Below are 24,907 nucleotides of genomic sequence, written 5' to 3'. Positions count from 1 at the left end.
GGCCACTGGCCCCTCCGCCGGCCAGGCCGGCTCCTGCTGGTTCGCTCAATGGTGGTGTGCAGGGGCGCAACAGCCCCATCAGAACAACCCCATCTGCCGATCGATCAGGGTGCTGAAGTCATCCCCCACAAACGGCAGTATCGCATCGGCCACCGGCTGCAGTTGCCGGGTCAGGTAATGCTCGTAGTCGATGCCGTTGCGCCGGTTTTCCAAAGGCTCGGGCCCGGCCAGGGTCATCACGTAGCTGATCCACCCGCCATTCTGGTACTGGCGTGGCCGCCCCTGGCTGTCGTTGAACTCGTCGGCCATGCGCGCCGCCCGCACATGCGGCGGCACGTTGCGCTGGTAGTCGTCCAGGGGCCGGCGCAGGCGCTTGCGGTAGACCAGCTGATCGTCCAGCTCGCCGGCCAGGGTGCGCTGCACGTAGTCCTTCACATAGGCCTGGTGCGGCCTGCGCTCGAAAATGCGCTGGTACAGCTCCTGCTGAAAGTGCTGGGCCAGCGGCGACCAGTCGGTACGCACGGCCTCCAGGCCCTTGTAGACCATCTCGTCGGGCCCGCCCTCGCGGTGCACCAGGCCCGCATAGCGCTTCTTGCTGCCCTCCTCGGCACCGCGGATGGTGGGCATCAGAAAGCGCTTGTAGTGGGTTTCGTACTGCAGCTCCAGCGCACTGTCCAGGCCGTACTCATCGCGCAGGTGCTCGCGCCACCACTGGTTGACCTGCTGCACCAGGGCACGCCCGATCTCCCCGGCCTGCGCCTCGTCATGGGCCCGCTTGAGCCACACGAAGGTCGAGTCGGTATCGCCGTAGATCACCGTGTAGCCCTGGGCCTCGATCAGCTCGCGGGTGCGGCGCATGATCGCGTGCCCGCGCATTGTGATCGACGACGCCAGGCGCGGGTCGAAAAAGCGGCAGCCACTGGAACCCAGCACCCCGTAGAAGGCGTTCATGATGATCTTCAGCGCCTGCGACAGCGGCGCATTGTGTTCGCGCTTGGCCTGCTCGCGGCCCTGCCACACCCGCTCGACGATGGCCGGCAGGCAATGCCGGGTGCGCGAGAAGCGTGCGCCGCGAAAACCCGGCACCGAGTGTTCGTCATCCGGCTCGCGCAGGCCCTCGACCAGGCCGATGGGGTCGATCAGAAAGGTGCGGATGATCGACGGGTACAGGCTCTTGTAGTCCAGCACCAGCACCGACTCGTACAGGCCGGGGCGCGAATCCATCACGAAGCCGCCGGGGCTGGCCTCGTCCGGGCGCCCGCCCAGGCTTGGGGCGACGAAGCCCTGGCGGTGCATCAGCGGTATGTACAGGTGACAGAACGCCGCCACCGAACCGCCGCTGCGGTCGGCCGGCAGGCCGGTGACCGTGGCGCGTTCGAGCAGAAAGGTCAGCAGCTCGGTCCTGGCGAAGATGCGCGTGACCAGCTCGCAGTCCTTGAGGTTGTAGCGCGCCAGGGCCGGCTTGTCCTCGGCGAACATGCGGTTGATTTCGTCCATGCGCTGGTACGGCGTATCGATGGCCTTGCCTTCGCCGAGCAGGGTCTGGGCGACGTTCTCCAGGCTGAACGAGGGGAAGCTCCAGGTCGCCGACCGCAGCGCCTCGATGCCGTCGATGATCAGGCGCCCGGCAGCGGCGGCAAAAAAGTGCGTGCGGCTGCCGTGCTCGCGCCATTCCATCACCTCGCCGCCGCGCCCCAGGCGCAGCGGCACCTGCAACTGCTGGGCATGGGCGTGCAGCACGCGCAGGTCGAACTGCACCAGGTTCCAGCCGATGATCGCGTCGGGGTCGTGCCGGGCCATCCAGTCGTTCAGGCGCTCCAGCAGCTGGGCACGGCTGGCGCAGTACTCCAGGTCGAAGTCCACGCCACTGGCGTCGCCGTTGGCCGGGCCGAGCATGTACACCTGGCGCTGGCCACAACCTTCCAGGGCAATCGAGTACAGCTCGCCGCGCTCGGTGGTCTCGATGTCCAGCGACACCAGGCGCAGGTTCGGCCGGTAGTCCGGGGCCGGCTTGAGCTGGGCGTCGAGCAGCAGGCCGTCGGCATCGGGGCGGCCGCTGAACGTCACCGGGGCAGTGATGAAGCGCTCCATCAGGTAGCGCTCGGGCGGGCGGATGTCGGCTTCCAGCAGGTCGACGCCCGCGGCGCGCAGGCGTTTTTCCAGCTGCATCAGCTGGCGATGCTGGCGGCAGTACAGGCCCAGCACCGGTCGGTGGCGGAAGTCGCACAGCGCCAGCTCGCGCAGCTCGACGTCGCGTTCGGTGCGCAGCACCGCCTCGACATGGGCACGCTGGGTGGCGGCGACGAACGCCACCGACGTCTGCACGGGCAGGCGCAACTGGCGCGGGCCCTGGTCGGTCGCCAGCCAGAACTCCACGCATGTGCCCTCTGGCGTATCCCGCCAGTGCCGGGTCAGGACAAAGCCCTGTTGAACCTCCACCGCTGCAACCTCGTACCCCTGTCAATGCGCCGATTCTACCTGATAGTGCCGGGCTTACCCGGCATTGCGCCGCCCCAGCGGAAAACCGTGCCGGTGCGAACGCAGGGTCAGGGTCAACGCCAGCCCCACCAGCGCCAGCAGCAGCCACGGGAAACTCTGCACGCCCCAGTGGCTCAGCAGCACGCCGCCCACCAGCCCGGCCACGGCGATGGCCAGGTTCCACACGGTGACGATCATCGACTGCGCCACGTCCGCGCCCTCGCCCGCCGCATCGGCACTGGCGGTCTGCAGCAGGGTGCCGGCGCCGCCGAAGCTCAGGCCCCACAGCGCCACGCTGAAGTACACCAGCAGCGGCGCACCGGTAGCCAGGCCCAGCAGCACCGACGCCACGCCGAAACCGACCAGGCTGCCCAGCACCAGCCGGCGCAGGTGGCGATCGATCAGCGCGCCCACCACGCCAATCCCCACCAGCGCGGCGCAGCCGAACAGCAGCAGTACCGGGCCGGTGCTGCCGGCCATGCCGCCGGCCTGCAGAAACGGCACGATGTAGGTGTACAGCACGTTGTGCGCCAGCACCCAGGTGAAGATCACCGCCAGCACCGCGCTCACCCCGGGGGTGGCCAGCACCTGGCCGATGGCGGCACGCCTGCCGGCCGGCAGGCCGTCGAAGTCCGGCACGCTGAACAGCACCCAGCCCATCAGCACCAGGGTCGCCAGCGACACCAGCACGAACGTACTGCGCCAGCCCAGCAGGTCGCCCAGCCAGGTGCCCGCCGGCACCCCCAGCGACAGCGCCAGGGGCGCGCCGATCATGGCCACCGCCATCGCCCGGCCCTGCTGGCTCACGCTGACCATGCGCCGTGCGTACCCGGCGATCACGCCCCACGCCAGGCCGGCCGCCACCCCGCACATGAAGCGCGCCGCCAGGGTCAGGGTGTAGTGCTCGGACACCGCCGTCACCGTGTTGAACACCCCGAAGCCGAGCACCGCCAGCATCAGCACCCTGCGTCGGCGCCAGCCCTGGGTCAGGGTCACCAGCGGGATCGCCGCCAGCAGCGAGCCCAGCGCATAGGCCGTGACCAGTTGCCCGGCCATCGCCTCGCTGACCTGCAGGCCGCTGGCGATGTGCCCCAGCAGGCCGGCCGGCAGGGTCTCGGTGAGAATCGCGATGAAGCCGGCCATCGACAACGCCAGCAGGCCGGACAACGGGAACGCCGGTTCGGCCTCCACCCCTGCTGCGGCCTGGGCCGGGCAACTGCTCTGGGACATGGTGCAAACTCCTGAAATAAAAAAGTGACTGCACGGTAATCCTTCCCGCCACTGCGGAAAAAGACGGGTAGAATTCCGCACAATCCGGACACACCTGTCCGCAATCGGAGAACGACCATGGACAGCCTCAGCGGCTTCGTGGTGTTTGTGAAAGTGGCCGAAACCCGCAGTTTCGTGGCCGCCGGCAAGGCCCTGGGGGTCAGCGCCTCGGCGGTGGGCAAGCGCGTGGCGCGGCTGGAGAGCCGGCTGGCGGTACGCCTATTCCACCGCAGCACCCGCAGCATCACCCTCACTGCCGAGGGCGCGCTGTTTCTGGAGCGCAGCCGGCGCATCCTGGCCGAAATCGAAGCCACCGAAGCCGAGCTGTCCCAGGCCAGCCAGGCCCCGCGCGGCAAGCTGCGGGTGAGCCTGCCCCAGGTCAGCAGCATGATCGTGCCGCTGCTCAGCGACTTCATCGGGCAGTACCCGCAGATCGAACTGGACCTGGACTTCAGCGACCGCATGGTGGATATCGTCGGCGAAGGTTTCGACGTGGTACTGCGCGCCGGCGAACCCTCCGATTCGCGTCTCAATGCCCGCCGCCTGGGCGACTTCCGGCATGTGCTGGTGGGCTCGCCAACATACTTCGCCGAGCACGGCACACCGCGCCATCCCCGCGAGCTGGCCCGTCACGCCGGGCTGCACTACCGCTTCCTGACCACCGGCAAACTCCAGCGCTGGCCACTGCGCCGCGCCGACAACGGCGCCGACCACGAGGTGCCGGTGTCGATGGTGTGCAACCACCTGGAAACACGCATCTGCTTTGCCATGCGCGGCCACGGTATCGCCTGCCTGCCGGACTTCACCATCACTCAGCAACTGGAACGCGGCGAATTGGTGACGGTACTGGATGAACACCTGGACCACGGCGGTTGTCTGTACCTGTTGTGGCCATCGGGGCGACAGATGTCGCCCAAGCTGCGGGTATTCATCGACTTCATGGAGCAACGGCTGTTTGCCCCGGTGCCGCCAACCGCTAGAATGCCGACCCAGGAGCCCCACCCAACCATGGATAGCCGGATACCGACATGACCAGCGCTGCCCTTTTTTCGCGGATGGAACGTTAACGTGTTTTCTGCCTGTCGCTACATCAGCCTGCTCTGTCTGCTGCCCGCCCTGGCCCTGGCCGATGAGGTGCGCATCGACCCCCACGCCGACCTGCTGTACCGCCAGGCCCTGCCGTTTCTGGAGCAGGCCGATGCACGCAGCCGTGCCCTGCCACTGACCCCCGAGCCCGGCGACCAGGAGCTGATCGGCGAGGTCGAGGCGCTGGGGCGCATCCTGGAACCGGCGGTGGCGCTGCTGCGCAAGGCGGCCGAACTCGACCACCCGGTGGCGCAGTACCGCCTGGCGCTGTTCTACATCACCTACCTGCCGCAGAACGACATCGCCAGGTCCGCCTGCCCGCTGCTCGAAGCCAGCATTCGCCAGGGCTTCGCCCCGGCCGCCCTGGGCATCACCACCTGGTGCCCGGCCTTCAGCGACAGCGCCGACTACCGCCAGGCGCTGGAACGCATACCGCTGAACAACACCCTGTACGCCCCCTATTACCCGCAGCCGGCGGTGCGCCTGGAATGCAATCGCCAGCAGCCCCAGGGGCTGAACATGCAGTGGGGGCGCCAGCGTGACTTCCAGGCCGAGGTCTACCGCCTGCTGGGCACCATCGACCCGGGTCAGCGCCTGACCTACTACCAGAAGGCCGTCGACATCAATGGCTGCCTGCCGGCGCAGCGACGCCTCACCAGCCAGCGCTGAAGTACGCGGGCACCGCAAGATCGTACAAGGCAAGCGCCCACGGCTCTGGCATCCTGTGCAACCGACCCCAAGCGTGTGTTGTCATGTCCCGTTCTGCCGTTGCCCGCACTGCCTACATCCAAGGCTCGATCGCCTGCCTGCCGCTGTCGCTGGCGGTGGCCCCCTGGGGGCTGCTGGCCGGTTCCATGGCCATCGAGGCCAACCTCACCCCGCTCGAAGGCCAGGGCCTGTCGGCCATCGTGTTCGCCGGCGCCGCGCAACTGGTGGCCATCGGCATGCTCAAGGGCGGCGCCAACCTGTTCTCGATCCTGCTCACCACCCTGCTGCTGACCTCCCAGCACCTGCTGTACGGCCTGTCGATGCGCCCGGTGATCGCCGACCTGCCGCTGCGCTGGCGGCTGGGCCTGGGCTTTCTGCTGACCGACGAATTCTTCGCCCTCACCAGCCAGTACGACCGCCAGCAGTTCAACCGCTGGTACGCGCTGGGCGTGGGCCTGACCTTCTACATTGCCTGGAACCTGTTCACCCTGGCCGGCATCGTGCTGGGGCGCAACATCCCGCACCTGGACCAGCTGGGCCTGGACTTCTCCATCGTCGCCACCTTCGTGGCGCTGATCGCGCCACTGGTACGCAACCTGGCCACTGTGGTGTGCGTGGCGGTGGCCCTGTTCAGCTCGGTGCTGTTCAGCTACTGGCACTGGGAAACCGCGCTGGTGCTGGCCGGGCTGCTGGGCATGAGCGCAGGCTTCATCTGCCAGAAACTGACCGGAGCACGCACATGATCATGCTGCTGATCGTTGCCATGGGCCTGCTGGTGTTTCTCAACCGCTACGCCTTTCTCGAACCCCGCCTGCCGTTGCGCCTGAGTTCCAATGCGCGGCAGTTCCTGGGGTTTGCCGTGCCGGGCATGCTCACCGCCATCTGCGGGCCGATCGTGTTCATGCCTGACCACCAGCTCGACCTGAGCCTGGCCAACCCCTACCTGCTGGGCGCGGTCGTGGCCGTCGTGCTGGTGCTGTGGACCCGCAGCGTGCTGCTGAGCATGTTGCTGAGCATGGGGTTGTTCTTCGTGCTGCGCTGGTGGTTGAACGGCGCCCCATGAAAACCGTGCTGCGTGAACAGACCCGCCTGTGGCAGGCCCAGGCGCTGGGCGACATCGAGATGCTGCATGCGCGCTACGTGCAGCAGCGCTTCGCCCCGCATGTGCACGAAGGCTACGTGATCACCATCATCGAGTCCGGTGCACAGCGCTTCTGGCACCGTGGCAGCGAGCACCTGGCGCCCGAGGGCAGCATGGTGCTGATCAACCCGGACGAGCTGCACACCGGTGCCAAGGCGCATGCCCATGGCTGGCGCTACCGTGGCTACTACCCCGAGCAGGAGCGCATCACCTCGGTGCTGGACGAGCTGGAGCTCAAGCGCGGCGGCCTGCCCATCTTCAAGGCCAGCGTGCTGCACGACCCGCAGCTGGCGCGCGCCTTCAGTGGCTTGCACAGCCTGGCCGAGCATGGCGCCAGTGCGCTGGAGCAGCAGACCGCGTGGCGCGAGGCGGTGTTGCTGCTGGTGCAGCGTCATGCCGGGGCGCGCGAGGCGCGGGCACCGGGGCAGGAGCCGCAGTCGGTGGCCAGGGCCAAGGAGCTGATGGAAAGCCGGCTGGCCTACCCGCCGTCGCTGGAGGAGTTGGCGGTTGCGGTGGGCTTGTCGCCGTTTCATTTTGCCCGGGTGTTTCGCCAGGCTACCGGCCTGCCGCCGCATGCCTGGCTCAAGCAGCGCCGGCTGAGCCGTGCGCGGGAACTGCTCAAGGCTGATTGCCTGCCGTTCAACGTTGCGTTTGCGCTGGGGTATTCGGACCAGAGTCATCTGAACCGGCAATTCAAGCAGGCGTACGGCGTGACGCCGGGGGAGTATCGGCGGGCGTGTTCGGTGTGAGGTGCCGGGCTGCCCCCACGACCTGGAGCCAATGCAGGAGCCGGCCTTGCCGGCGAAGGGGTCAGCCCCTCACCCATGCACCCAGCGCCGATGCAGCCCTCGCGCCAGTGCATCCAGCATGAAGCCCAGCACCCCGATCACCAGCACCATCGCCATCAGCTCCGAGTACGCCAGCCGGTCGCGGGTATCCAGAATGAAATACCCCAGCCCCGCACTCACCCCGAGCATCTCGCACGGCACCAGCACGATCCACACTATGCCGATGGCCAGCCGCACGCCGGTCAGCACATGCCCCACCACCCCCGGCAGGATCACCTTGCGCAAGGTCTCCCAGCGCGTGGCGCTCAGGCTGCGGCTCAACTGCAACCAGCGCGGGTCGAGCTGACGCACACCCGCCGCCGTGTTGAGCAAGATCGGCCACAACGCGGCAAACGCCAGCAGGAAGTAGATCGGCGCATCACCCACCCCCATCAGCATCACCACCACCGGCATCCACGACAGCGGCGAGATCATGCGCAGGAACTGGAACGCCGGGGTGGTCGCCGCGTCCAGGCGCCGGTAGCTGCCCACCAGCAAACCCAGCGGCACGCCCACCAGCAACGCCAGCACCAACCCCACCAGAATGCGCTTGAGGCTCACCGCCACATGCTCGTACAGCTCGGCATGCCCCAAAAGCTCCAGCAGGCTGGCAAAGGTGGCCTGCGGCGCAAACCGCAAGGCCAGCCCGTCACCGCCGAACAGCACGATCCCACCCCACCACAGCAACAACAGCACCAGCAGCCCGGCGATACCCAGGGCCGCGTGTTTGACTGGCTTGACCATCAGACCGCGAACTCCTCGCTGCGCTCGAAGCTGTCGGGCAAGCCGAAGGCCTTGAGCCCGCCGACGGCACCGATGGCGTTGCGCACGAAGCGGTCATCCACCAGGTCGCGGGCGGTCTGTTGCGGGTCCAGTGCGGCCAGGAAGCCCTTGTCGCCTTCGATCAGGGTGTCCTTGAGGCGGCGCACCAGTTCCTCGGTGTAGCTGGGGAACGGGTACGGCTGGAAGTCGATGCGCTGCTCGTCCCACTGCGCATGCCGGATCGCTCCGCTCTGCACATACTGTTCGCGGCTGTCGGCAGCCGGCGTGAGCACCCGGCCCAGCACCTCGGGGGCATGCGGGGTGTAGCGGTTGGCACCGCTCTTGGACAGAATCTGCGCCGCCTCGGCGCGGTGGTCGCGGGTCCACAGCTGGGCCTTGACGATGGCGTTGACCACCTTCTGCGACCACTCGGGGCGGTTGTTCAGGTCGTGCTCGTGCATGAACACCACGCAGCATGCATGGTTGCGCCACACGTCCCCGGTAAAGCGCTGCACGCGCCCGACCTTGAGTTCCTCGGCCAGGGCATTGAACGGCTCGGCGACGATGTAGCCGGCAATGCGCTTGCTGGCCAACGCCGGCGGCATGTCCGAAGGCGGCAGCACCACCAGGTTGACCTCGTTGGCCGCCACCGCAGCCGCCGCCGCCCGCGACACCGGCTCCAAGCCGTTATCACGGAACAGTTGCTGCACCACCACGTTGTGAATGGAGTACCAGAACGGGATCGCCACCGTCTTGCCGCCCAGCTGCTTCACCTCGGTGATGTCCGGGGCCACGGTCAGCCCCGAGCCGCCCACGTGGTTCCAGGCCACCACCTTGGCCGGCACCTTGCTGCCGTAACGCGCCCATACGGTCATCGGCGACAGCAGGTGGATCACGTTGACCTGCCCGGAAATGAACGCCTCGATCACCTGCGCCCAGCTGCGCAGCAGCACCGGGCGCTCGGCCTTGATGCCCTCGGCCTCGAACAGGCCGTTGTTGTGCGCCACCAGCAGCGGCGTGGCGTCGGTGATCGGCAGGTAGCCGATGCGCACCGGCGCATCCGGCTCGGCGGCGGCACGCGCCTGCAGGCTGCTCAGCAGCGGCATCGCACCGGCGGCACTGAGCACCGCGCTGAGTTTGAGAAAATCACGACGAGTGTGGGTGAAGTCGTCCAGGCACATGGGCAGTCTCCGACGGCGTAGGCAAAGAATCGGTTGGGGAAGTGTGGGTGCGGCTCGCCCGCCGAAGGGTCTTGAGAATCTCGATGCGCAGCGCGCCCAGCGCCTCGACCTGCTGCTCACGCGGGTGCGCCAGGTCGATGGGCCATTGGCCGAGGGTCCGCGCCGGGTGGTCGCCCAGTAGCAGGATGCGGTCGGACAACAGCAGGGCCTCGTCGATATCGTGGGTGATCAGCACCGCAGCGGTGCCGTGTTCGGCGATCACGCTCAGCAGCAGTTGCTGCATGTCGGCGCGGGTCACTTCGTCCAGCGCGCCGAAGGGCTCGTCCAGCAGCAGTACATGGGGCTGGCGCGCCAGGCAGCGCGCCAGCGCGGTGCGCTGGGCCATGCCGCCGGACAACTGCGCCGGGTAATGCTGGCGTGCATGCTGCAGGCCCACGGCGGCGATCGCATGGTCGATGCGCGCCTCGCGCTCGGCCTTGGCCAATCGCGGCTGGCGAGCGAAATCCAGGCCGAAGGCGACGTTGCTTTCCAGGCTCAGCCAGGGCAGCAGGCTGGGGTCCTGGAACGCCACCGCCACCCGTGGATGCGGGCCGTCCAGCGGCTCGCCGAGCAGGCTCACGCGACCATCGCGCGCCGCCTGCAAGCCGGCCAGTACCCGCAGCAGGCTGGACTTGCCCACCCCGCTGGGGCCCAGGATCGACACCACTTCGCCCGGCGCCAGGTCCAGGTCGAAGCCTTCGAGCAGGGTTTGCCAGCCCTGTTCGCGGGCGTAGCCCAGGCTGATACCGCGGGCCTGCAGTACCACCTTGCTCATGCTGCGCGTGCCTGGCGTTGCAGCTCGGCGCGCAGTTGCACCAGGCTCGGGGTCACGATCGGCACGAACGCCGACTCGCGCCAGCGCCGCGCAAAGCCTGCGCCGTACTCGCTCAGGTAGGCCTTGCCGCCGCTGGCCTGCAGCTCCAGTTGCAGCGCCTCGCCAACAATCTCGGCCAGGCTGATGCGCACCTTGAACAGCGACGCCGGGTTGCCCAGGAAGCGCCCGTCGAGCAGGCCGGCCTTGAGCTCGCTCACCACATCGGCCAGCAGCTCGCGCTGCGCCTCGAGGGTTTCAGCCAGCACCGAACGCACCCCCTGCAGATGCCCCTGCGCTTCCTGCAAGGCGCGCCGCGCCAGGCCGATGGCCATGCCGCACTGCAGGCCCAGGAACGCCGGGCGCACCGCCGGCAGGAACTGCCGGGCATCCTCATGCAGCAGCCAGTCGCGGCCCAGGGCCACCTGATCGAAATCCAGCGCGGCGGTATTGCTCGACTGCAGCCCCATCAGTTGCAGGTCGGGGGAGCGCTGCACCCCCGCGATGCCGTCGGGGATCGCCACCACGAACGGTGCACCGCCTTCGGCGCGGTCGATGGCGGCGGCCACCACGAAGCCGCCCTTGCGCAGGTTGGTGACCCAGTGCAGGCGCCCGTTGAGCGCCCAGCCCTGCTCGCCGCGCGCCGTGGCGCTGACCTGCAGCGACTCGATGCCGGACAGAAACTTCATTGCGTTGGAGAGCCCGGTGGCACCGGCCAGCTCACCGCTGAGCAACGACGGCAGCAGGCGCTCGCGCAGGGCGCTGTTGGGGCTGTGCAGCAGGTATTCGATAAAGGCCCGCTGGCCCCAGAACACGAAGGCGGCGGCCAGCGAATAGCTGGCAACGCTGGCCACGGTTTCCACGGCGTCGGCCACACTGGCGCCGCTGCCGCCCTGACGCGGGTCCACACCCACACCCAGCACCTTGGCTGCGGCCAGTTGCCCCAGCACCTGCTGCGGGTCGCACCGGCCCTGGTCGAGCGCCTCGGCATTGGCCTCCAGCCAGTGCTGCAATACGGGATCAAGCATGTTCTTTCCTCCTTAGAACAGGGCGCCAGCCACACACTGGCGCCACGGGGCTCACTGAGCGACGGCCTGCCAGCGGTACTTGGCCAGCTCGTCATTGAGCGGCGTGCGCGCAAACACGTTGGCGAAATTGCACAGCGTGGCCAGGCTCACCCCCAGGATAACTTCCAGGGCATGGCCTTCGGTGTAACCGGCCTCGCGAAACTCAGCGTAGGTGGCATCGCTCACATTGCCACGGGTGGCAATCACTTCGCGGGCAAACTTCGCCAGGGTTTCGAGCCTGGGCGATGGTAACTCGCCGCGCGCACGCAGGGCCTGCACCACTTCTTCGGGCAGCTTGGCCTTGTTCAGCGCCACCGCCGTATGGCCGGCCACGCAGAAGTCGCAGCCGTGCTGGGTGGCGGCAATCAGCTGCACCACTTCGCGCTCGGCCAGGCTCAGCTCGGCCTTGCCATTGAGCGCCGAAACCGTCACATAGGTTTCCAGCGCGGCCGGCGCGTTGGCCAGCACGCCCAGCAGGTTGGGAATGAAGCCGGAATTCTTCTGCGCGTTCTCCAGGAACGGGCGCGCGGCTTCCGGGGCGCTTTGCACGGTGTGTAGAGTGATGCGTGACATGGCGTGGTCTCCTGCATACTGAAGGTGTTCGCCAAGTCTGTTGGTTATAAGAAAACCGATCCATATTCTACAGTCGCGATTACTTGCTCCTGAGTGTTTCCATTAGATGATTTCTTCCAGCGTTTTGGTCGATTGGTTATTAGAGCGTCTGGAACTGGACGCCAGCCTGTTCCATGTGGGGCGCTACTGCGGTGGCTGGCACGCCAGCACCCAGGGCCTGGCCCGGGCCAGCTTTCACGTGGTGGTGCAGGGCCACTGCTGGCTGCACATCGACGGCCAGCCCGAGCCGCAGCGGCTGGAGGCCGGCGAGGCGGTGTTCCTGCTGCGCGACCTGCCCTATCGCCTGTCCGACAGCGCCGACAGCGACACCGCGCGCTGCCAACCACGCATCCCGATGCAGGCATTCGACAGCCAGGCGGCGGATGGCGTGGGGCTGGTGTGCGGGTTCTTTCACTTCCAGCCGGGGCTGTCGTCGCTGATGGCCGAGTCGCTGGCCGACTGGATCATCCTGCGCACCGGCGACCCGTCGCTGCAGGCGGCGCGGGCGCTGTTCGAACTGATCCTGGAGGAATGCCAGCGTACCCCCGCGCCCTCCTCCACCCTGCTGGAGCGCCTGAGCCAGTTGCTGTTCTTGTACGTGCTGCGCCAGCAGGTGAGCGACAACCAGGACCTTGGCGGCCTGGTCGCCCTGGCCCGTCACCCCGCGTTCGCCCCGCTGCTGGAGCAGTTGATCGAACACCCCGAACAGCCCTGGTCGCTGGAGAGCATGGCCGCCTGCACAGGGCTGTCGCGCTCGGCCTTCTTCAAGCGTTTCAACGAGCTGGCCGGCCAGTCGCCGGGCCAGGTGCTGCTGGCGCTGCGCATGCGTCACGCCTGCCAGTTGCTCAAGGCCAACAACACCGTCGAGCAGGTCTGCGCAGCGGTGGGCTACCAGTCCATCGCCGCCTTCACCCGGGCCTTCGGCAAGGCCATCGGCGTGCAGCCCGGCGCCTACCGCCGCCAGCACGAGGGCCGCTGAAACAAAGGCTGTGCGGTAATCGAACAGAACCCGTCGTCGCCCCCTAAAGTCATGCGCCGCGCCTCCGATAGCAGCCTACCCACCGCACAGAGTGGGGGTATTTTTTACTGCCAGGAGTAATGCCCGCATGCTTGCCGACCTCAAGATCCGCACCGGAATGTTCTGGGTGCTGCTGCTGTTCAGCGCCACCCTGCTGTTTTCCACCGTCAGCGCCTGGCGGGCGGCGGTGGGCAGCGACGCGCAGATCAACGAGCTGGACCAGACCGCCCAGCAGTCCGACCGCCTCAACAACGCGCTGCTGATGGCGATTCGCGCCAGTGCCAACGTGTCGTCGGGCTTTATCGAGCAGCAAGGCGGCCACCTCGACAGTGCCAAGGCGCGCCTGGCCATGTCGCAAAAGCTGCTGGGCGACAGCCAGGCGCTGGTCGACGCCTTCGTCACCAACACCCATGAGCCGGCGCAAAAGGCCCTGGCCCAGGACCTGCAGCGCACCTTCGCCGACTACGCCACCGCCGTGGCCGGGCAGCGCGCCGCCACGCTCAAGGGCTCGCTGGACGACTACTTCACCGTCAACGTGGATGCCGGCAACGCCATGCGTGCCCTGCAGGCGCTGCGCCAGCAACTGGTGGCTGCCCTGGCCGAGCGCAGCCGGCAGATCATGGCCGAGTCCGACCAGCGCCTGGCCACGGCCCAGTGGCTGAGCGTGCTGCTGGGGCTGTTGACCCTGGTGCTGGCCGCCGTGTGCTGGGCCTTTATCGTCGCCCGTGTGCTGCGCCCGCTGCGCGAGGCCGGCGTGCATTTTCAGCGCATTGCCGGGGGCGACCTGAGCGTGCCGGTGACGGTACGCAGCCACAACGAGATCGGCCAGCTGTTCGCCGAACTGGAGCGCATGCAGCACATCCAGCGCGATACCCTGGGGCAGATCACCGCCTGCGCCACGCAGCTGTCCAGCGCCGCCCAGGCTCTGGACAGCGTGACCGAGCAGAGCACCCAGAGCCTGCGCCAGCAGGACCAGGAGCTGGAACAGGCCGCCACGGCGGTTACCGAGATGACCACGGCGGTCGAGGAAGTGGCGCGCAATGCGGTGTCCACCTCCCAGGCGGCCAGTGCCTCCAATGCCTTGGCCGAACAGAGCCGCCAGCAGGTGGCCGACAACATCGACGGCACCCAGGCCATGGCTCGTGAAGTGGCGATCAGCGGCGAGCGCCTGCAACAGCTGGCGGTGCAGATTCGCGAGATCGGCACGGTGCTGGAGGTGATCCGTTCGGTGTCGGAGCAGACCAACCTGCTGGCGCTCAATGCCGCCATCGAGGCGGCGCGTGCCGGCGAGGCCGGGCGCGGGTTTGCGGTGGTGGCCGATGAGGTCAGGACCCTGGCCTACCGCACGCAGCAATCGACCCAGGAAATCGAGCAGATGATCAACAGCGTGCAACAGGGCACCCAGGCGGCGGTGGACTCGATGCAGGCCAGTACCGGCCGCGCGCAGTCCACGCTGGGCATCACCCAGGCGTCAGGCCAGGTGCTGGAGGGCATCTACACGGCCATCGGCCAGATCAACGAGCGCAACCTGGTGATTGCCAGCGCGGCAGAGGAGCAGGCCCAGGTGGCCCGCGAGGTGGATCGCAACCTGCTGAACATTCGTGAATTGTCGGGCCGCTCGGCGGCGGGCGCCGAGCAGACCCGCGTCGCCAGCCATGCGCTGTCGCAGCTGGCCACGCAACTGACCACGCTGGTCACGCGTTTTATCGTCTGAGGTGCGGCGCCGGTTCGCCGGCAAAGCCGGCGCCTACAGGGCACCGCGCCCCTTCAGAACCACTCCCGACGCTCCTCGAACGCGGCCCGGATCATGGTCACCAGCACCTGCACCAACGCCGCCTGCGCCGCACGCTCATGCACCGCCAGCCACACCGTGCGGCGCATCGGCGCCTCCAGCAACCCCGGCAATGCCAGCAGGCCACGGTCCAGCTGCGCCGCATAATGCGGCAGCAAGCCGATGCACGCGCTGCACTTGATCAACTGGCTGAACAGGTCGTAGCCCGGCACCCGCGTCACCCCCGCCTCGCGCTCGCTCAACAGGCGGTTCCACGGCGCCAGCGCCGCCACCTGGGCCTCGCCCTGCCACTGCACCAGCATGTAGTCGCGCAGGTCGTCCCGGCACACCGGCCGGTTGCTCTCGCGCGAATAGCGCTTGGCAATGTGCGGGTGATACTCCAGCTGCGCCAGGCGCGTCGGCGCCTCGCCGGCAAACCCCGGCAGCGGCACGCTGTCCGCCTCGTCATCGAGCCACAGCACCACATCGGCCTGCGCCAATCCCTGTGCATCCAGGCCGCTGACGTCCAGGCGGATCCCGGCGTTCTGGCGCACGAAGGCCACCAGGTTGCGCGCCAGAATGTCCTGCATGATCGGTTCGGCCACCGCCAGGCGCACCAGCACCGGCGCATCCAGCGCGGTCATGGCCTGTGGCTTGCTGCTCAGGCTCGACTGCAGCAACGCCTGCAACTGGCGCCCCTCGCGGCTGAGCACCAGGGCATGGCCGCGGTTGACGAACAATGGATACCCCACCCGCGCTTCCAGCTGCGCCAGCTTCTTGCGCAACAGGGTGGACTTGAGGTTGAGGCTGCGCGCAGCCTGCATGAAGCAGCCGCACCGCGCACTGGCCAGAAAACAGCTGAGCATCTGCTCGTCCTGCACCCAGCCCAGCCCGGCCCGCACCTTGGCCAGCGGCTCGGCCGGCGGATAATCGGGCACGTAGTGCGGCATATCGAACATCGGCATCCTCGCCTCCTGCCGGGCCCCGGCCAGGGCCCGCTCTTCCTTGATCGACGCCGCCTAGCGGCTGGCGTCCATGACCTGATTGAGCGCAGCGCCATCGATACTCAGCGTCGCGCTGTTGAACATGCCGTCCACGTAGGCCCGGGCCACCTGTTCCTGGCGCTGGGCGCGCAACAGGTCACGCAGGCTGTCGCGCACCTCGTCCAGGCTGGCCACACGCGGCGGCTGCACCTCGATGAGCTTGACGATGTGAAAGCCCGCCGCACTCTGCAACGGCTCGCTCACCGCCCCTTCCTTGAGCTGCGGCACCGCATCGCGCACCTGCGGCAGCAACTGACTCAGCGGCTGCAAACCACTGTCGCCGCCACGCTGCGCGCTCTCGCGGTCCTGCGAGTTGGCCCTGGCCAGCGCGGCAAAGTCGGCATTGGCAGCCTGGGCCTGCTTGCTCAGGGCCAGCGCCTGCTTGCGCACGCGTGCCACCGACTGCTCGTCCGGCACCGCCAGGAAGATCTGGCTCAGGTGATAGCGCGTGGGCAGTTGCAGGCTGGCCTTGCCGTTCTCGTAGGCCGCCTGCAGTTCAGCCTCGCTGGGGTAGTCGGCCGGTACCTGGCTGACCGAGTTCAGGTAGTCGCGCAGCACGATCTGCTCCACCACCGCATGGGTCTGCGCCTGCACATCGGGACGCTCCGACCAGCCCTGGGCCTGGGCCTGCTGGTACAGCGCCTTTTCCGCCAGGCGCGAGCGAATCCAGCCCTCCAGGGCCTGGCGATTGCCGCTCAGTTCCTCGCGCGCCGGCGCCGGCAGCTTGGCGAACAGCGCCTTGAGCTCCTCCACGCTGACCTGCTGGTCGCCCAGGCGCGCCAGCGCCGGCCCCGCATCGCTCGCCACAGCGGCAACCGCCGGCGCTTTCGCGCTGGCTGCCACCGGGTCATCCCCCGTGCGCAGTGCCAACACCACTGCCACGCCCAGAACGGCCAGCGCGCCCGCGCCGGCCCACAGCGTACGTCGAGTCACGAAGCGCTCACCGCTTCAGCCCCGGCCACCGCCTCGTCCTGCACCTGGGCCACGTTGCGGCTGTAGTCGCGCAGGTACACGATGAACTCCTGCAGCAGGCGGTCCCACAGCACCAGGCTGCCCAGCAGGTGCTTGTGGCTGACGCCGTCGGCCACCATCACGTCCATCTCCATCACCAGGAATTCGCCCTGCACCGACAGCCGCGCGAAGCGGCGCGATACGTTCCAGCGTTCGGCCAGCCCGGCCGGCAGCTCACCCTGGATGCGCAGGGCGCAGCTGTAGGTGAAGTCGAGGAACTCGCCCTCGCGCTCGGCACGGTTGCCAAAGCGCACCGCATAGCCCACGCCCTGGCTGGCACTGAGCAGTTGCACCACGGCATTCTGCTCGCTGCGATTGACTCGGCAACCTGCATCCTGCAACAGGGTGGTCAGAGAGTCGGCGCTGACGGTTTCGATCAGTTGGTTGTCGCTCATGGCTTCGCTTCCTTGTGTCAATTGACTTGCGGTTTGCTGCCGCCCTGCGCGGCATCGAACTGGGTCTGGTACAGCTGATCGCCGTAGGCCTGGGCAAGTTCCTCGAACTTCACCCGGGCGCCCCCGGCAAAGGGTTGGCGCATCTTCATCACATCCGCCACATCGATCTTTTCGTAGGCCGCAAGAATCCCCTTGGCGACCCCGTACATCTGCTGATTCTTTGCCGAACACGCCAGCACCTGCTGCTCGCGCTCGGCCAGGCTGGCGGCCAGGCGCGCACGCTCGGCTTCCTTGGCCTTGGCCATGCCCAGCAGCTCGTCGTAGGCCTGCTTGTACTTGCCCAGTTGCGCGTTGCTGCTGGCCACCAGCGCCTGCGCCTGGCCGTGCAGGGCCTGCTGCTGGCCCAGCAACTGCTCGGCCTGGCCACGGGCCTGGGCCAGTTGCGCGGTCAGTTGCTGCACCTGGGCCTGGGCCGCATCGCGTTGCTGCTCGGCGCTCTGGCGCGCCGCCGAAGCCTGCGCCTGTTCGCTCTGCAGCGCCTGCAACTGCTGGGTGGTACTGCGCAGCTGGGTGCGCAGGCGCTCTTCCATGCCTTCGGCCGCAGCCACCCCCGCCCAGCTCACGCCCAACGCCACCAGCAGGTACGAACAACAGGCCCGATAGGCTCGCTTGTTCATGCTCTTTCTCCCTGTGCGCGCCTGCTAGAAGCGCGTGTTGACTTCAAGTTGTAGCACATCGATATCGAACGGCGCGCCGTACACCGCCTCGGTACTCATCCAGCGCGCCGTGGCGTACACGTTCTGGTCCAGGCCGTAGTTGGCACCGAGGATGTAGCCCTTGGCGTTGGTGCCGCCCAGGTGGAACGAGGAATCGTTGAAGCCGTCGGGCAAGGCATCGGGCTGGATGTGCTTGTAGCCGGCGAACAGGTTCCAGTCGCCCTGCTTTTTCAGCTCCAGCGCGTTGCCCAGGGTGAACTGCACCATCCACGCATTGGCACCGCTCTTGATGTTGCCGTCGCTGTCGAGGTTGTTGGCCAACTGGCCGGCCGAACGCTTGCGCATCTCGCCTTCGTCGTAGGCCAGGTTGTGGATGTAGTTGGCCTGGCTGCGCAGCTTGAAGTCGTGCGGCAGCTCGGTGTCCCACACCGCGTTCAGGTCCAGCAGGTTGAACTCCGATGCCAGCCCCACGAACTGCGGCTGCGGGGTGGCGGCCGGGTTGGCCGGGTTGGGCGTGATGTCGCGCAGCAGGAACAGCGTGTTGCCCTTCTGCATGAAGGTCGGGCGGCTGCCGTCACTGTCGCAGCCAGGGTCGCCGTTCCACGGCTCGCATGCCCCGGAGCGCTCGCCGGCAATGTCGTCGAAGCGGTAGTAGGCCAGCGCGCCCTTGAGCCGGTTGCTGTCGTTGATCTGCCAGTTGGCGCCCAGCTGCGCGCCGTACAGCCACTTGTTGTCGCTGCTTTCCTTGTCCAGCCCGTTGCTGCTGGCGGTGTCGGCGCTGTACTCCACCGGGAACGCGCCGAGGGTCCCGAACAGGCTCAGGCTGTCGCTCAGCGGCTGGTTGAACAGGGCCGCCACGCCGTCGAAGTTGAGGTCGTTGGAATACAGCATGTCGGTGGACATGAACGGGTTGGCGATACGCCCGCCGGTCAGGGTCACGCGCTCGCTCGCCACCCAGCTCAGGTAGCCCTGGTCGAGCCACAGGTCCTTCTTGCCGAAGCCGCCGCCCAGGGTCTGGGTGGTGGACACCGGGCCGTTGTCGCTGCCGGTGCCGATGCGGATACCCGCCGTCCAGCTCGGCGACAGCACCGCCTTCAGGCCCAGGCGCGCGCGCAGGCGCAGCAGGTTCTCGCGGTCTTCGCGGGTATTGAGCAGCGGCGGCAGGTTGCGCCCGTTGTTGGGGTTGACGTCGTAGGGGCCGTCGGCGTTGAGCTTGGCAAAATCGATGATCTGGTTGCTGTTGTTGCCCGAGAAGTAGCGCGACTCGTCGCGCAGGCGCACGTCGCCATCGAAGCTGATGCGCGAGGCCCAGTCGGGGAAGGTGTTGGGCGCGGCCCAGTTCTCCTGCCTGGCCTGGGCCATCACCTCGGCCTTGACCTCGTCGCGGATCTGGTCGCGCACGATGGCCGGCACATACTGCACGCGCACCTCGCCATTGGCCGCCGGCACCGCCGCCACGCTGGCGCGGGCCTGCACCGCCTCGCTTTCGGCCTGGTCGATCAGGGCCTGGGCCTGGTCCTGCTTGAGCACACCCTGCTGCACCAGCAGGCGGATCAGGTTGATCGTCGCGTTCTGCGACGGCGCCGGGGTCTGCGCCACGGCCGGACCGACCGCCGCGGCGACCACCAGGCCGACTGCCAGGGTCAATCGGTTCACTGAGCACATCATGGATTTACCGCTCCTGTTGGTAAGTCGTGCGTCGTAGGGATCGGGCGCCGGGTTCATCCGCGGCGCCCCTGCAAGGCGATGCGCACCGGCAGGGTCAGGCTCGCCGGCGGGCGCTGGGTCATGGCCGGGGCGGCGCGCAATGCGGCCAGCACCTGGGCGTCCACTGCGGCATCGCCGCTGGAGCGCACCAGCTCGACGCGGGTCACCTCGCCGGTTTCGCTGAGCCAAACATCGCCCTGCAGGTTGAAGGTCAGGTTGCGCAGCTCGGGGTTGTCGCGCAGCAGGCGCTGGAAGGCATACGCCAGGAACTGGCCGTAGCTGCCGCTGCCCAGCCCGCCACCGCCGCCGGCCATGCCGCCGCCCTTGCCGGCACCGATGTTGAAAGCGTCCCCGCCCGCCTGTGCATCGCCGTCGATCTGCATCGGGTTGGCCATGTCATCGGCCGGGCTCGGCGGCGCCTCCTCGGCCGGCTTGACCTCCTCGGCCTCGGGCACCGGCTGCGGCTCGACAATCTTCTCTTCCACGGGCGGCTCCGGTTCCTTGGGGGGCTCGGGGGGCGGCGGCGGTGGGGGGGGCGGCAGCGGAATGATCGCGGGGATCTTCGGTGCCTCGCGGCGCACCCCGCTCATGTCGTTGGCCCACTGCCACAGCAACCAGGCCAGGCCCGCGCCCACCAGTGCCACGACGCCCCACTTGAGCAGGCGCCGGCTATCGAACTTCTGGTTCATGGGCATCCTCAACCCTGGTTCGGCTTGCCGGTCACCAGCCCGACCTGGGCCAGTTCCAGCCGACGCAACAGGTCGAGCACCTCGACCACCTTCTGGTACTGCACCGCCGCGTCGCCGCGCACGATGATCGGGAAGTCCGGGCTGCGCGCCTTCTCGCTGCGCAGGCGCTCTTCCAGTTCGGCCAGGGTCACCGGGTAGGCGTCGAGAAACACCTGCCCGGCATCGTTGACCGAGATCGCCTTGGTCTTGGGCTGGGACAGCGACACCGAGGCACTGGCCTTGGGCAGCTGGATCTGGATGCCCGACACCTGCGCGGTGGCGGTGAGGATGAACATCACCAGCACCACCATCAGCACATCCACCAGCGGGGTGACGTTGATGCTGTCGACGGCCGCGTCGTCGTCATCGTCGTGGGAAGCATTCATGGCTGCCATGGCGCTCTCCTCAGGCCGGTACGGACGGGTGGGCAGCGTGGGCAGCACGCCGGTGGCTGGCCTCGCCGGCCTGGCCTTCGCCATGCAGCTCGGCCAGGCGCGTGATGAACTCGTCGACGAACACGCGCATATCGGCGCTGACCTCCTTGTTGCGGGTGATCAGGCGGTTGTAGCCAAACAGCGCGGGGATCGCGACGAACAGGCCCATGGCGGTGGCCAGCAACGCCGCGGCCATGCCGGGGGCGATGGCGTTGATGTTCACGTCACCGGCCATCGCGGTGCCCAGGAACACCACCATGATCCCCAGCACGGTGCCCAGCAGGCCGATGTAAGGGCCGCCGGCAATCGCGTTGGACAGGCTCGACAGCTTCGAGCCCAGCGCCTGGTTCTCGCGGGTGCGCACCCCGTCCATGGAGCAGCGAATGGCCTCGATGGTGGCCGCCGACACCGCCGAGGTGTCGAAGCCCTGGGCGCGGCGGGTACGGATCTCCTTGACCGCCACCAGGTACAGGCGCCATAGCGACGAATGCGTCAGGCGCTCGCCCAGGGTGGTGTCGTCGGCGAACATCTCCAGGCGCGTGCCGATGTTGGCGAACTGCTCGCGAAACAGCCGGTTGGCCTGGCTGACGTGGTTGAGGGTGCGGTTCTTGCGCAGCATGATCACCCACGACTGCACCATCATCAGCACCAGCACCGCGATGATGATCCAGGCGTCCAGCGGCACCGCCTTGAGCAGAAAGCCCAGGCTGCCGAAACCGAAACCGGACTGCTCTTCATCCACCCCGTACACCACCAGGCGCGACTCGGCGCCCTGGGCCAGCGCGTCGGCCTGCAGCACCGGCACGGCGCGGGCGATGCGCGACAGGCGCAGCTCGTCCATCGCCCCCACGAACGGCACATAGGCGCCGGCCGGCTGACCCTCGGCCGGCGGCAGGTCGGCGCCGATGGCCAGGGTCGAATTGAACGCCGGCACCGCCGCGGTCAGGCTGGCGACCTGGCGCCCGTCCACCAGCAGGCTGAGCGTACCGCCCTCGCCCACCAGCGCCAGGTGTTGCCACTGGCCGGCATCGAGCACCTGGCCGGCAGCGCTGCGCAGGCCGTTGACCTCGACGAACGGCAGGCCCTGGCTCACACCCAACAGCAGGCGGTTTTCGCCTTCATGGCGGGCCAGCAGCAACTGATCGCCCAGCAGTTGGTCCTGGCGTACCCAGGCGCTGAAGGTGAAGGCAGCGCCAGCCGGCAGTTGCAGCGACGGGCTGGGTGCCAGCAGCAGCGGCTGGCCGTTGAACTGGATGGCGCGACCGATGATGCCCTCGATGCTCGCCGCACTGCCCTGGGCCTGGTTGCCGTAGGGGCTGGCGTCACGCGGTGCGGCGCCGTCGAAGTGCATCAGCAGGGTGTAGTCGGCATCGAAGGCCGGTTGCGCATTGGCCGGCTGCGCCTTGGGGTTGCCGTAGTACATCCACAGGTCCTGGCGCTGGCCGCCCTGCACGTCCGGCACGTCGACCCAGATCAGCGCCATGCCCATCAGCGGGTCGAAGCTTTCGATCTGGTGGTTGAGCAAGGTCTTGTCGTCGCTGGCCACGAAGCGGATGTCCGCGCCGTTTTCATTGACCCCGTCAAAGCTGAAATTGCCGGTGTGCAGGCGTACCAGCAGTGCCGTGCGGCCCAGCGACTGGGTCAGCGCCGCGCCCTGGGGCGTGGTGTCGACGGAAATCTGCTTGCGGAACTGCCAGTCGTCCTGCCACCAGGCACTGGCGCTGCCCGGCAGGGCAAAGCCCAGGCAAATGAGCAGGGTCAAGATGAGGCGTTGCATGGAATGTCTCCAGGGTCGATGCCGATGGGGTCAGAAGGTTGCCTGTACGCTGAAGTGCAGACGCGAGTGGTTTTTCTCGGTGTTCGCGCCGTCCTTGAGCGGCAGGCCCCAGTCCAGGCTGCCGGACAGCCAGTCGTTGAGGGTGGCGCGGGTGCCCAGGCCGACGCTGGCCAGGCTGAAGTGATCGTCCTGCTCGGGCAGCGGGTCCTGCAGCGACAGCTGCGCGCCTTCGGCGAACACATAGAAGCGCCAGTCGCTGATGTAGCTGCCCACGTAGCGGCCCAGCGAGGGCGTGCGCAGTTCCTGGGAGAACAGCAGGCCGTCGTCGCCGGTGCGTTCGGCGGCCAGGTAGCCGCGCACCGAGGTGGCGCCGCCGGCAGCGAACTGTTCGTTGGACACCAGGGCCCCGGAGGCCAGTTGAAAGCCCAGCTTGGTTGCGCTCTGCCAGTCGCCGGCAAACGTGAAGGTGTAGTTCGCATCGCCCTTGAGCGCGGCGAAACTGGAGTCGGCGCGGTAGCGCTTGTAGTCGAAGGCCTCGTCGTCGCTGCCGTAGCCGAACAGCCGGCGTGTGCCGGCCACCAGGCTCAGGCCCAGCCCCAGTTGCGAGGCTTCGGTGTAGCGAAAGCCGTTGTAGGCCAGGGTGATCGGTGCGTACTTGAGCGGCACGGTATCGCGCTCGCCGCCCAGTTCGACCTGCTCGTCGAAGTCCTTGAAGTCGATGCCCACGGAAAACGAGTTGGCCCAGTTGCCGTCCGGCACCAGTGAGTAGATCGCCGACAGCCCGTAGGAATGGCCCTTGCCCAGCACGTTGCTGCCGCCCACGGTGGCCACGCTGCTGTCGGACTTGTAGCCGCTGGCCTGCAGGGTCCAGCGCGGGTTCAGGGGCGCGCTGTATGAACCGGACCACACCTGCGCGTTGTCGGTGTCCTGGGGGGCGGTGAACCAGGTCAGCGACACGCTGTGACCCAGTTGCCAGAGGTTGTTGTAGCCCACGGTGGCCACGCTGCGCAGCTTTCTGGTGTCGGCGCTGTAGTCGTTGTTCAGGCCGATGCTGGCGTGCCAGGGCTGCTTGTCTTCGACCTGCAGGTCGACGTCCAGGGTGCCGGGGCGCTGGCCTTCGCGCACCAGTGGCATCACCTGGCGCCCGGGGCCGCGGTTGAGTGCGGCCAGTTCGCCCTGGACCTTGGCAAAGTCCGGCACCTGGCCCTCGCTCAGGGCCGGCACCTGCTCGCGGATCTCCAAGGGCGAGTAATGCCTGGCGCCGACCACTCGTACCCGGCCGACCCTGGTTTCGCTGACCTGCAGGTACACCACGCCGCCTTCGACCTGCTGCTCGGGCAGCTCGACGAACACCGACTGATAGCCCAGCGCCTGATAGCGTTTCTGCAGGGCCTCGCGGGCGCCTTCCAGATCCACAAGGGTCTTCTGCGGGCCGAGGTAGGGGTACACCGCCTCCTCGATGGCGCGGGCATCGAGCACCGTGTTGCCGCGCACCACGTACTCGTTGATATCGACGCGACGCTCGGCCTGTTCGGCGCTTGCGTGGTGGGTTCCCAGGGCCAGCAGCATCACTGCGCCGGCTCGCCACCCGTTGAAAAACAAATGCTCCACACCGCCCCCTCGTTCAAGGAAATCCGTCTGGCCCAGGGCCGTGTCTTATGAATGGTTGTCTGCGCCGCCGTGACCGGCGTGGCGGGCCAGCCAGCTGTGCAGCTGGGCCAGGTTGAGGCTGAACTCGGGCATCTGCGCCAGGCCCGCGTTGCACACCTCGTTGACGATCGACTGCAGCAGGCGCGTGGCCTGCTGGCAGGCCAGCAGTGCGTTGAGGTCGTGGCTGAACAGGTTGAAGCTCCACACCCGCGACTTGAGTTCCAGGCCCACGAACCAGCGGAACAGCAGGTTGTAGTTGAGCTGTTCGTAGAGTTGTTTTTCGCTGGGGACCGAATACAGCAGCTGCAACAGCAGCAGGTGCATCAGGGTGTGCGGGGCGATGCTCATCGCGTTGCGCCGGGCCAGGTCGGCCAGCTCCTGCGCGTGGGCGGCCAGCAGTTCCTCGACCCTGGGCTTGAGCATCACCAGCGAATGGCCTGGCGGGATGCAGCTGGAGACTTCCTTGAGCGCGCTTTGCCAGTCGTCCTGGGACACGATCCACACCCAGGGTGCGCCATAGCGGTACACCGACACCGGTTGCTTGCGCGCGGCTTCGACGATCTTCGCCAGGCGTTGATCGAGTTCCTGCATTCCGACTTTTGCGTAGCGTTCCATGGTTCCCATCGCTCCACTCCCTTCGTCCCTGTGCGGCTGCGCAGTGACTGCACATACCCAT

General features: G+C 67.7%; 24 protein-coding genes. 7 read left to right on the top strand and 17 right to left on the bottom strand.

Annotated elements, in window-relative coordinates; genetic code table 11:
• Positions 1–78: 78 nt before the first annotated feature.
• Together NJH59_RS17865 and NJH59_RS17860 are read right to left on the bottom strand one after the other, a co-directional pair.
• Positions 79–2,439, bottom strand: coding sequence for a DNA polymerase II (locus NJH59_RS17865; protein WP_054916068.1), 2,361 nt, complete (start codon positions 2,437–2,439; stop codon positions 79–81).
• Positions 2,440–2,493: 54 nt separating this feature from the next.
• Positions 2,494–3,708 carry an MFS transporter gene (locus NJH59_RS17860; protein WP_253087103.1) on the bottom strand — a complete coding sequence of 405 codons (1,215 nt, stop codon included), beginning with the start codon at positions 3,706–3,708 and terminating at the stop codon, positions 2,494–2,496.
• Between the two features lie 117 nt (positions 3,709–3,825).
• Between NJH59_RS17860 and NJH59_RS17855 the strand changes: the two genes are divergently transcribed.
• The 5 genes from NJH59_RS17855 (at position 3,826) to NJH59_RS17835 (ending at position 7,431) form a co-directional block, all read left to right on the top strand.
• Positions 3,826–4,779, top strand: coding sequence for a LysR family transcriptional regulator (locus tag NJH59_RS17855; protein ID WP_253087102.1), 954 nt, complete (start codon positions 3,826–3,828; stop codon positions 4,777–4,779).
• 36 nt (positions 4,780–4,815) lie between these two features.
• The gene (locus NJH59_RS17850; protein WP_043860192.1) at positions 4,816–5,502 is read left to right on the top strand and encodes a hypothetical protein; all 687 of its coding nucleotides are present in this window, start codon (positions 4,816–4,818) and stop codon (positions 5,500–5,502) included.
• An 83-nt stretch (positions 5,503–5,585) separates the two neighbouring features.
• Entirely contained in the window at positions 5,586–6,284 is a 699-nt protein-coding gene (locus tag NJH59_RS17845; RefSeq protein WP_043860191.1) for an AzlC family ABC transporter permease, read from the top strand.
• Positions 6,281–6,604 carry an AzlD domain-containing protein gene (locus NJH59_RS17840; RefSeq protein ID WP_054916070.1) on the top strand — a complete coding sequence of 108 codons (324 nt, stop codon included), beginning with the start codon at positions 6,281–6,283 and terminating at the stop codon, positions 6,602–6,604. The genes NJH59_RS17845 and NJH59_RS17840 overlap by 4 nt, the downstream gene beginning before the upstream one ends.
• Positions 6,601–7,431, top strand: a complete 831-nt coding sequence (locus NJH59_RS17835; RefSeq protein ID WP_054916071.1) for an AraC family transcriptional regulator — start codon at positions 6,601–6,603, stop codon at positions 7,429–7,431. Before NJH59_RS17840 ends, NJH59_RS17835 begins: the two co-directional genes overlap by 4 nt.
• Before the next feature lie 69 nt (positions 7,432–7,500).
• On the opposite strand, the gene NJH59_RS17830 is transcribed toward NJH59_RS17835, so the two are convergent.
• From NJH59_RS17830 to NJH59_RS17810, 5 genes are read right to left on the bottom strand one after another with little or no spacing between them, the layout of a single operon-like run.
• Positions 7,501–8,253, bottom strand: coding sequence for an ABC transporter permease (locus NJH59_RS17830; RefSeq protein WP_058541148.1), 753 nt, complete (start codon positions 8,251–8,253; stop codon positions 7,501–7,503).
• Positions 8,253–9,452: an ABC transporter substrate-binding protein gene (locus NJH59_RS17825; RefSeq protein WP_043860187.1), complete on the bottom strand. Its 1,200-nt coding sequence runs from the start codon at positions 9,450–9,452 to the stop codon at positions 8,253–8,255. The genes NJH59_RS17830 and NJH59_RS17825 overlap by 1 nt, the downstream gene beginning before the upstream one ends.
• Entirely contained in the window at positions 9,418–10,266 is an 849-nt protein-coding gene (locus tag NJH59_RS17820) for an ABC transporter ATP-binding protein (protein WP_043860186.1), read from the bottom strand. The genes NJH59_RS17825 and NJH59_RS17820 overlap by 35 nt, the downstream gene beginning before the upstream one ends.
• Positions 10,263–11,330, bottom strand: coding sequence for an acyl-CoA dehydrogenase family protein (locus NJH59_RS17815; protein ID WP_229589295.1), 1,068 nt, complete (start codon positions 11,328–11,330; stop codon positions 10,263–10,265). Before NJH59_RS17815 ends, NJH59_RS17820 begins: the two co-directional genes overlap by 4 nt.
• Before the next feature lie 51 nt (positions 11,331–11,381).
• A complete protein-coding gene (locus NJH59_RS17810) occupies positions 11,382–11,942 on the bottom strand; it encodes a carboxymuconolactone decarboxylase family protein (protein ID WP_253087101.1) in 561 nt (186 codons plus the stop codon).
• A gap of 106 nt (positions 11,943–12,048) precedes the next feature.
• Here NJH59_RS17810 and NJH59_RS17805 point away from each other — a divergent pair, with 106 nt between their 5' ends.
• Together NJH59_RS17805 and NJH59_RS17800 are read left to right on the top strand one after the other, a co-directional pair.
• Complete coding sequence (locus NJH59_RS17805; protein ID WP_253087100.1) at positions 12,049–12,960, top strand: AraC family transcriptional regulator; 912 nt, start codon at positions 12,049–12,051, stop codon at positions 12,958–12,960.
• Between the two features lie 127 nt (positions 12,961–13,087).
• Positions 13,088–14,713 carry a methyl-accepting chemotaxis protein gene (locus tag NJH59_RS17800; RefSeq protein WP_253087099.1) on the top strand — a complete coding sequence of 542 codons (1,626 nt, stop codon included), beginning with the start codon at positions 13,088–13,090 and terminating at the stop codon, positions 14,711–14,713.
• 53 nt (positions 14,714–14,766) lie between these two features.
• On the opposite strand, the gene NJH59_RS17795 is transcribed toward NJH59_RS17800, so the two are convergent.
• From NJH59_RS17795 to NJH59_RS17750, 10 genes are all read right to left on the bottom strand, one after another.
• Positions 14,767–15,735, bottom strand: coding sequence for a LysR family transcriptional regulator (locus NJH59_RS17795; protein ID WP_253087098.1), 969 nt, complete (start codon positions 15,733–15,735; stop codon positions 14,767–14,769).
• A 54-nt stretch (positions 15,736–15,789) separates the two neighbouring features.
• The gene (locus NJH59_RS17790) at positions 15,790–16,746 is read right to left on the bottom strand and encodes a peptidylprolyl isomerase (RefSeq protein ID WP_058541152.1); all 957 of its coding nucleotides are present in this window, start codon (positions 16,744–16,746) and stop codon (positions 15,790–15,792) included.
• Complete coding sequence (locus NJH59_RS17785; protein WP_043860180.1) at positions 16,743–17,219, bottom strand: YbjN domain-containing protein; 477 nt, start codon at positions 17,217–17,219, stop codon at positions 16,743–16,745. The genes NJH59_RS17790 and NJH59_RS17785 overlap by 4 nt, the downstream gene beginning before the upstream one ends.
• Positions 17,220–17,236: 17 nt before the next feature.
• On the bottom strand, positions 17,237–17,896 hold the full coding sequence (locus NJH59_RS17780; protein WP_043860179.1) for a hypothetical protein: 660 nt from the start codon (positions 17,894–17,896) through the stop codon (positions 17,237–17,239).
• 24 nt (positions 17,897–17,920) lie between these two features.
• Positions 17,921–19,603, bottom strand: coding sequence for a putative porin (locus tag NJH59_RS17775; protein WP_054916077.1), 1,683 nt, complete (start codon positions 19,601–19,603; stop codon positions 17,921–17,923).
• Between the two features lie 53 nt (positions 19,604–19,656).
• Entirely contained in the window at positions 19,657–20,331 is a 675-nt protein-coding gene (locus tag NJH59_RS17770; protein WP_240619904.1) for an energy transducer TonB, read from the bottom strand.
• Between the two features lie 8 nt (positions 20,332–20,339).
• Positions 20,340–20,765 carry a biopolymer transporter ExbD gene (locus NJH59_RS17765; RefSeq protein ID WP_043860333.1) on the bottom strand — a complete coding sequence of 142 codons (426 nt, stop codon included), beginning with the start codon at positions 20,763–20,765 and terminating at the stop codon, positions 20,340–20,342.
• Positions 20,766–20,775: 10 nt separating this feature from the next.
• Positions 20,776–22,581 (bottom strand): DUF2341 domain-containing protein, encoded by a 1,806-nt coding sequence (locus NJH59_RS17760; protein WP_253087097.1) that lies wholly within the window; start codon positions 22,579–22,581, stop codon positions 20,776–20,778.
• 30 nt (positions 22,582–22,611) lie between these two features.
• On the bottom strand, positions 22,612–24,150 hold the full coding sequence (locus NJH59_RS17755) for a ShlB/FhaC/HecB family hemolysin secretion/activation protein (RefSeq protein ID WP_253087112.1): 1,539 nt from the start codon (positions 24,148–24,150) through the stop codon (positions 22,612–22,614).
• Between the two features lie 87 nt (positions 24,151–24,237).
• Positions 24,238–24,855, bottom strand: a complete 618-nt coding sequence (locus NJH59_RS17750; RefSeq protein WP_173925066.1) for a transposase — start codon at positions 24,853–24,855, stop codon at positions 24,238–24,240.
• Between the last annotated feature and the right edge of the window lie 52 nt (positions 24,856–24,907).

The sequence above is a fragment of the Pseudomonas sp. VE 267-6A genome, assembly GCF_024126555.1.
Classification (GTDB): Bacteria; Pseudomonadota; Gammaproteobacteria; order Pseudomonadales; family Pseudomonadaceae; genus Aquipseudomonas; species Aquipseudomonas palmensis.
This window is presented reverse-complemented; position numbering and strand designations above follow the sequence as displayed.

Bases quoted from the DNA above. Each gene is read 5' to 3' on its own strand.
- NJH59_RS17860 (WP_253087103.1), bottom strand. From the start codon at position 3,708: ATGTCCCAGAGCAGTTGCCCGGCCCAGGCCGCAGCAGGGGTGGAGGCC.
- NJH59_RS17855 (WP_253087102.1), top strand. From the start codon at position 3,826: ATGGACAGCCTCAGCGGCTTCGTGGTGTTTGTGAAAGTGGCCGAAACC.
- NJH59_RS17845 (WP_043860191.1), top strand. From the start codon at position 5,586: ATGTCCCGTTCTGCCGTTGCCCGCACTGCCTACATCCAAGGCTCGATC.
- NJH59_RS17840 (WP_054916070.1), top strand. From the start codon at position 6,281: ATGATCATGCTGCTGATCGTTGCCATGGGCCTGCTGGTGTTTCTCAAC.
- NJH59_RS17835 (WP_054916071.1), top strand. From the start codon at position 6,601: ATGAAAACCGTGCTGCGTGAACAGACCCGCCTGTGGCAGGCCCAGGCG.
- NJH59_RS17830 (WP_058541148.1), bottom strand. From the start codon at position 8,253: ATGGTCAAGCCAGTCAAACACGCGGCCCTGGGTATCGCCGGGCTGCTG.
- NJH59_RS17825 (WP_043860187.1), bottom strand. From the start codon at position 9,452: ATGTGCCTGGACGACTTCACCCACACTCGTCGTGATTTTCTCAAACTC.
- NJH59_RS17820 (WP_043860186.1), bottom strand. From the start codon at position 10,266: ATGAGCAAGGTGGTACTGCAGGCCCGCGGTATCAGCCTGGGCTACGCC.
- NJH59_RS17815 (WP_229589295.1), bottom strand. From the start codon at position 11,330: ATGCTTGATCCCGTATTGCAGCACTGGCTGGAGGCCAATGCCGAGGCG.
- NJH59_RS17810 (WP_253087101.1), bottom strand. From the start codon at position 11,942: ATGTCACGCATCACTCTACACACCGTGCAAAGCGCCCCGGAAGCCGCG.
- NJH59_RS17805 (WP_253087100.1), top strand. From the start codon at position 12,049: ATGATTTCTTCCAGCGTTTTGGTCGATTGGTTATTAGAGCGTCTGGAA.
- NJH59_RS17800 (WP_253087099.1), top strand. From the start codon at position 13,088: ATGCTTGCCGACCTCAAGATCCGCACCGGAATGTTCTGGGTGCTGCTG.
- NJH59_RS17795 (WP_253087098.1), bottom strand. From the start codon at position 15,735: ATGCCGATGTTCGATATGCCGCACTACGTGCCCGATTATCCGCCGGCC.
- NJH59_RS17785 (WP_043860180.1), bottom strand. From the start codon at position 17,219: ATGAGCGACAACCAACTGATCGAAACCGTCAGCGCCGACTCTCTGACC.
- NJH59_RS17780 (WP_043860179.1), bottom strand. From the start codon at position 17,896: ATGAACAAGCGAGCCTATCGGGCCTGTTGTTCGTACCTGCTGGTGGCG.
- NJH59_RS17775 (WP_054916077.1), bottom strand. From the start codon at position 19,603: ATGATGTGCTCAGTGAACCGATTGACCCTGGCAGTCGGCCTGGTGGTC.
- NJH59_RS17770 (WP_240619904.1), bottom strand. From the start codon at position 20,331: ATGAACCAGAAGTTCGATAGCCGGCGCCTGCTCAAGTGGGGCGTCGTG.
- NJH59_RS17765 (WP_043860333.1), bottom strand. From the start codon at position 20,765: ATGGCAGCCATGAATGCTTCCCACGACGATGACGACGACGCGGCCGTC.
- NJH59_RS17760 (WP_253087097.1), bottom strand. From the start codon at position 22,581: ATGCAACGCCTCATCTTGACCCTGCTCATTTGCCTGGGCTTTGCCCTG.
- NJH59_RS17755 (WP_253087112.1), bottom strand. From the start codon at position 24,150: ATGCTGCTGGCCCTGGGAACCCACCACGCAAGCGCCGAACAGGCCGAG.
- NJH59_RS17750 (WP_173925066.1), bottom strand. From the start codon at position 24,855: ATGGGAACCATGGAACGCTACGCAAAAGTCGGAATGCAGGAACTCGAT.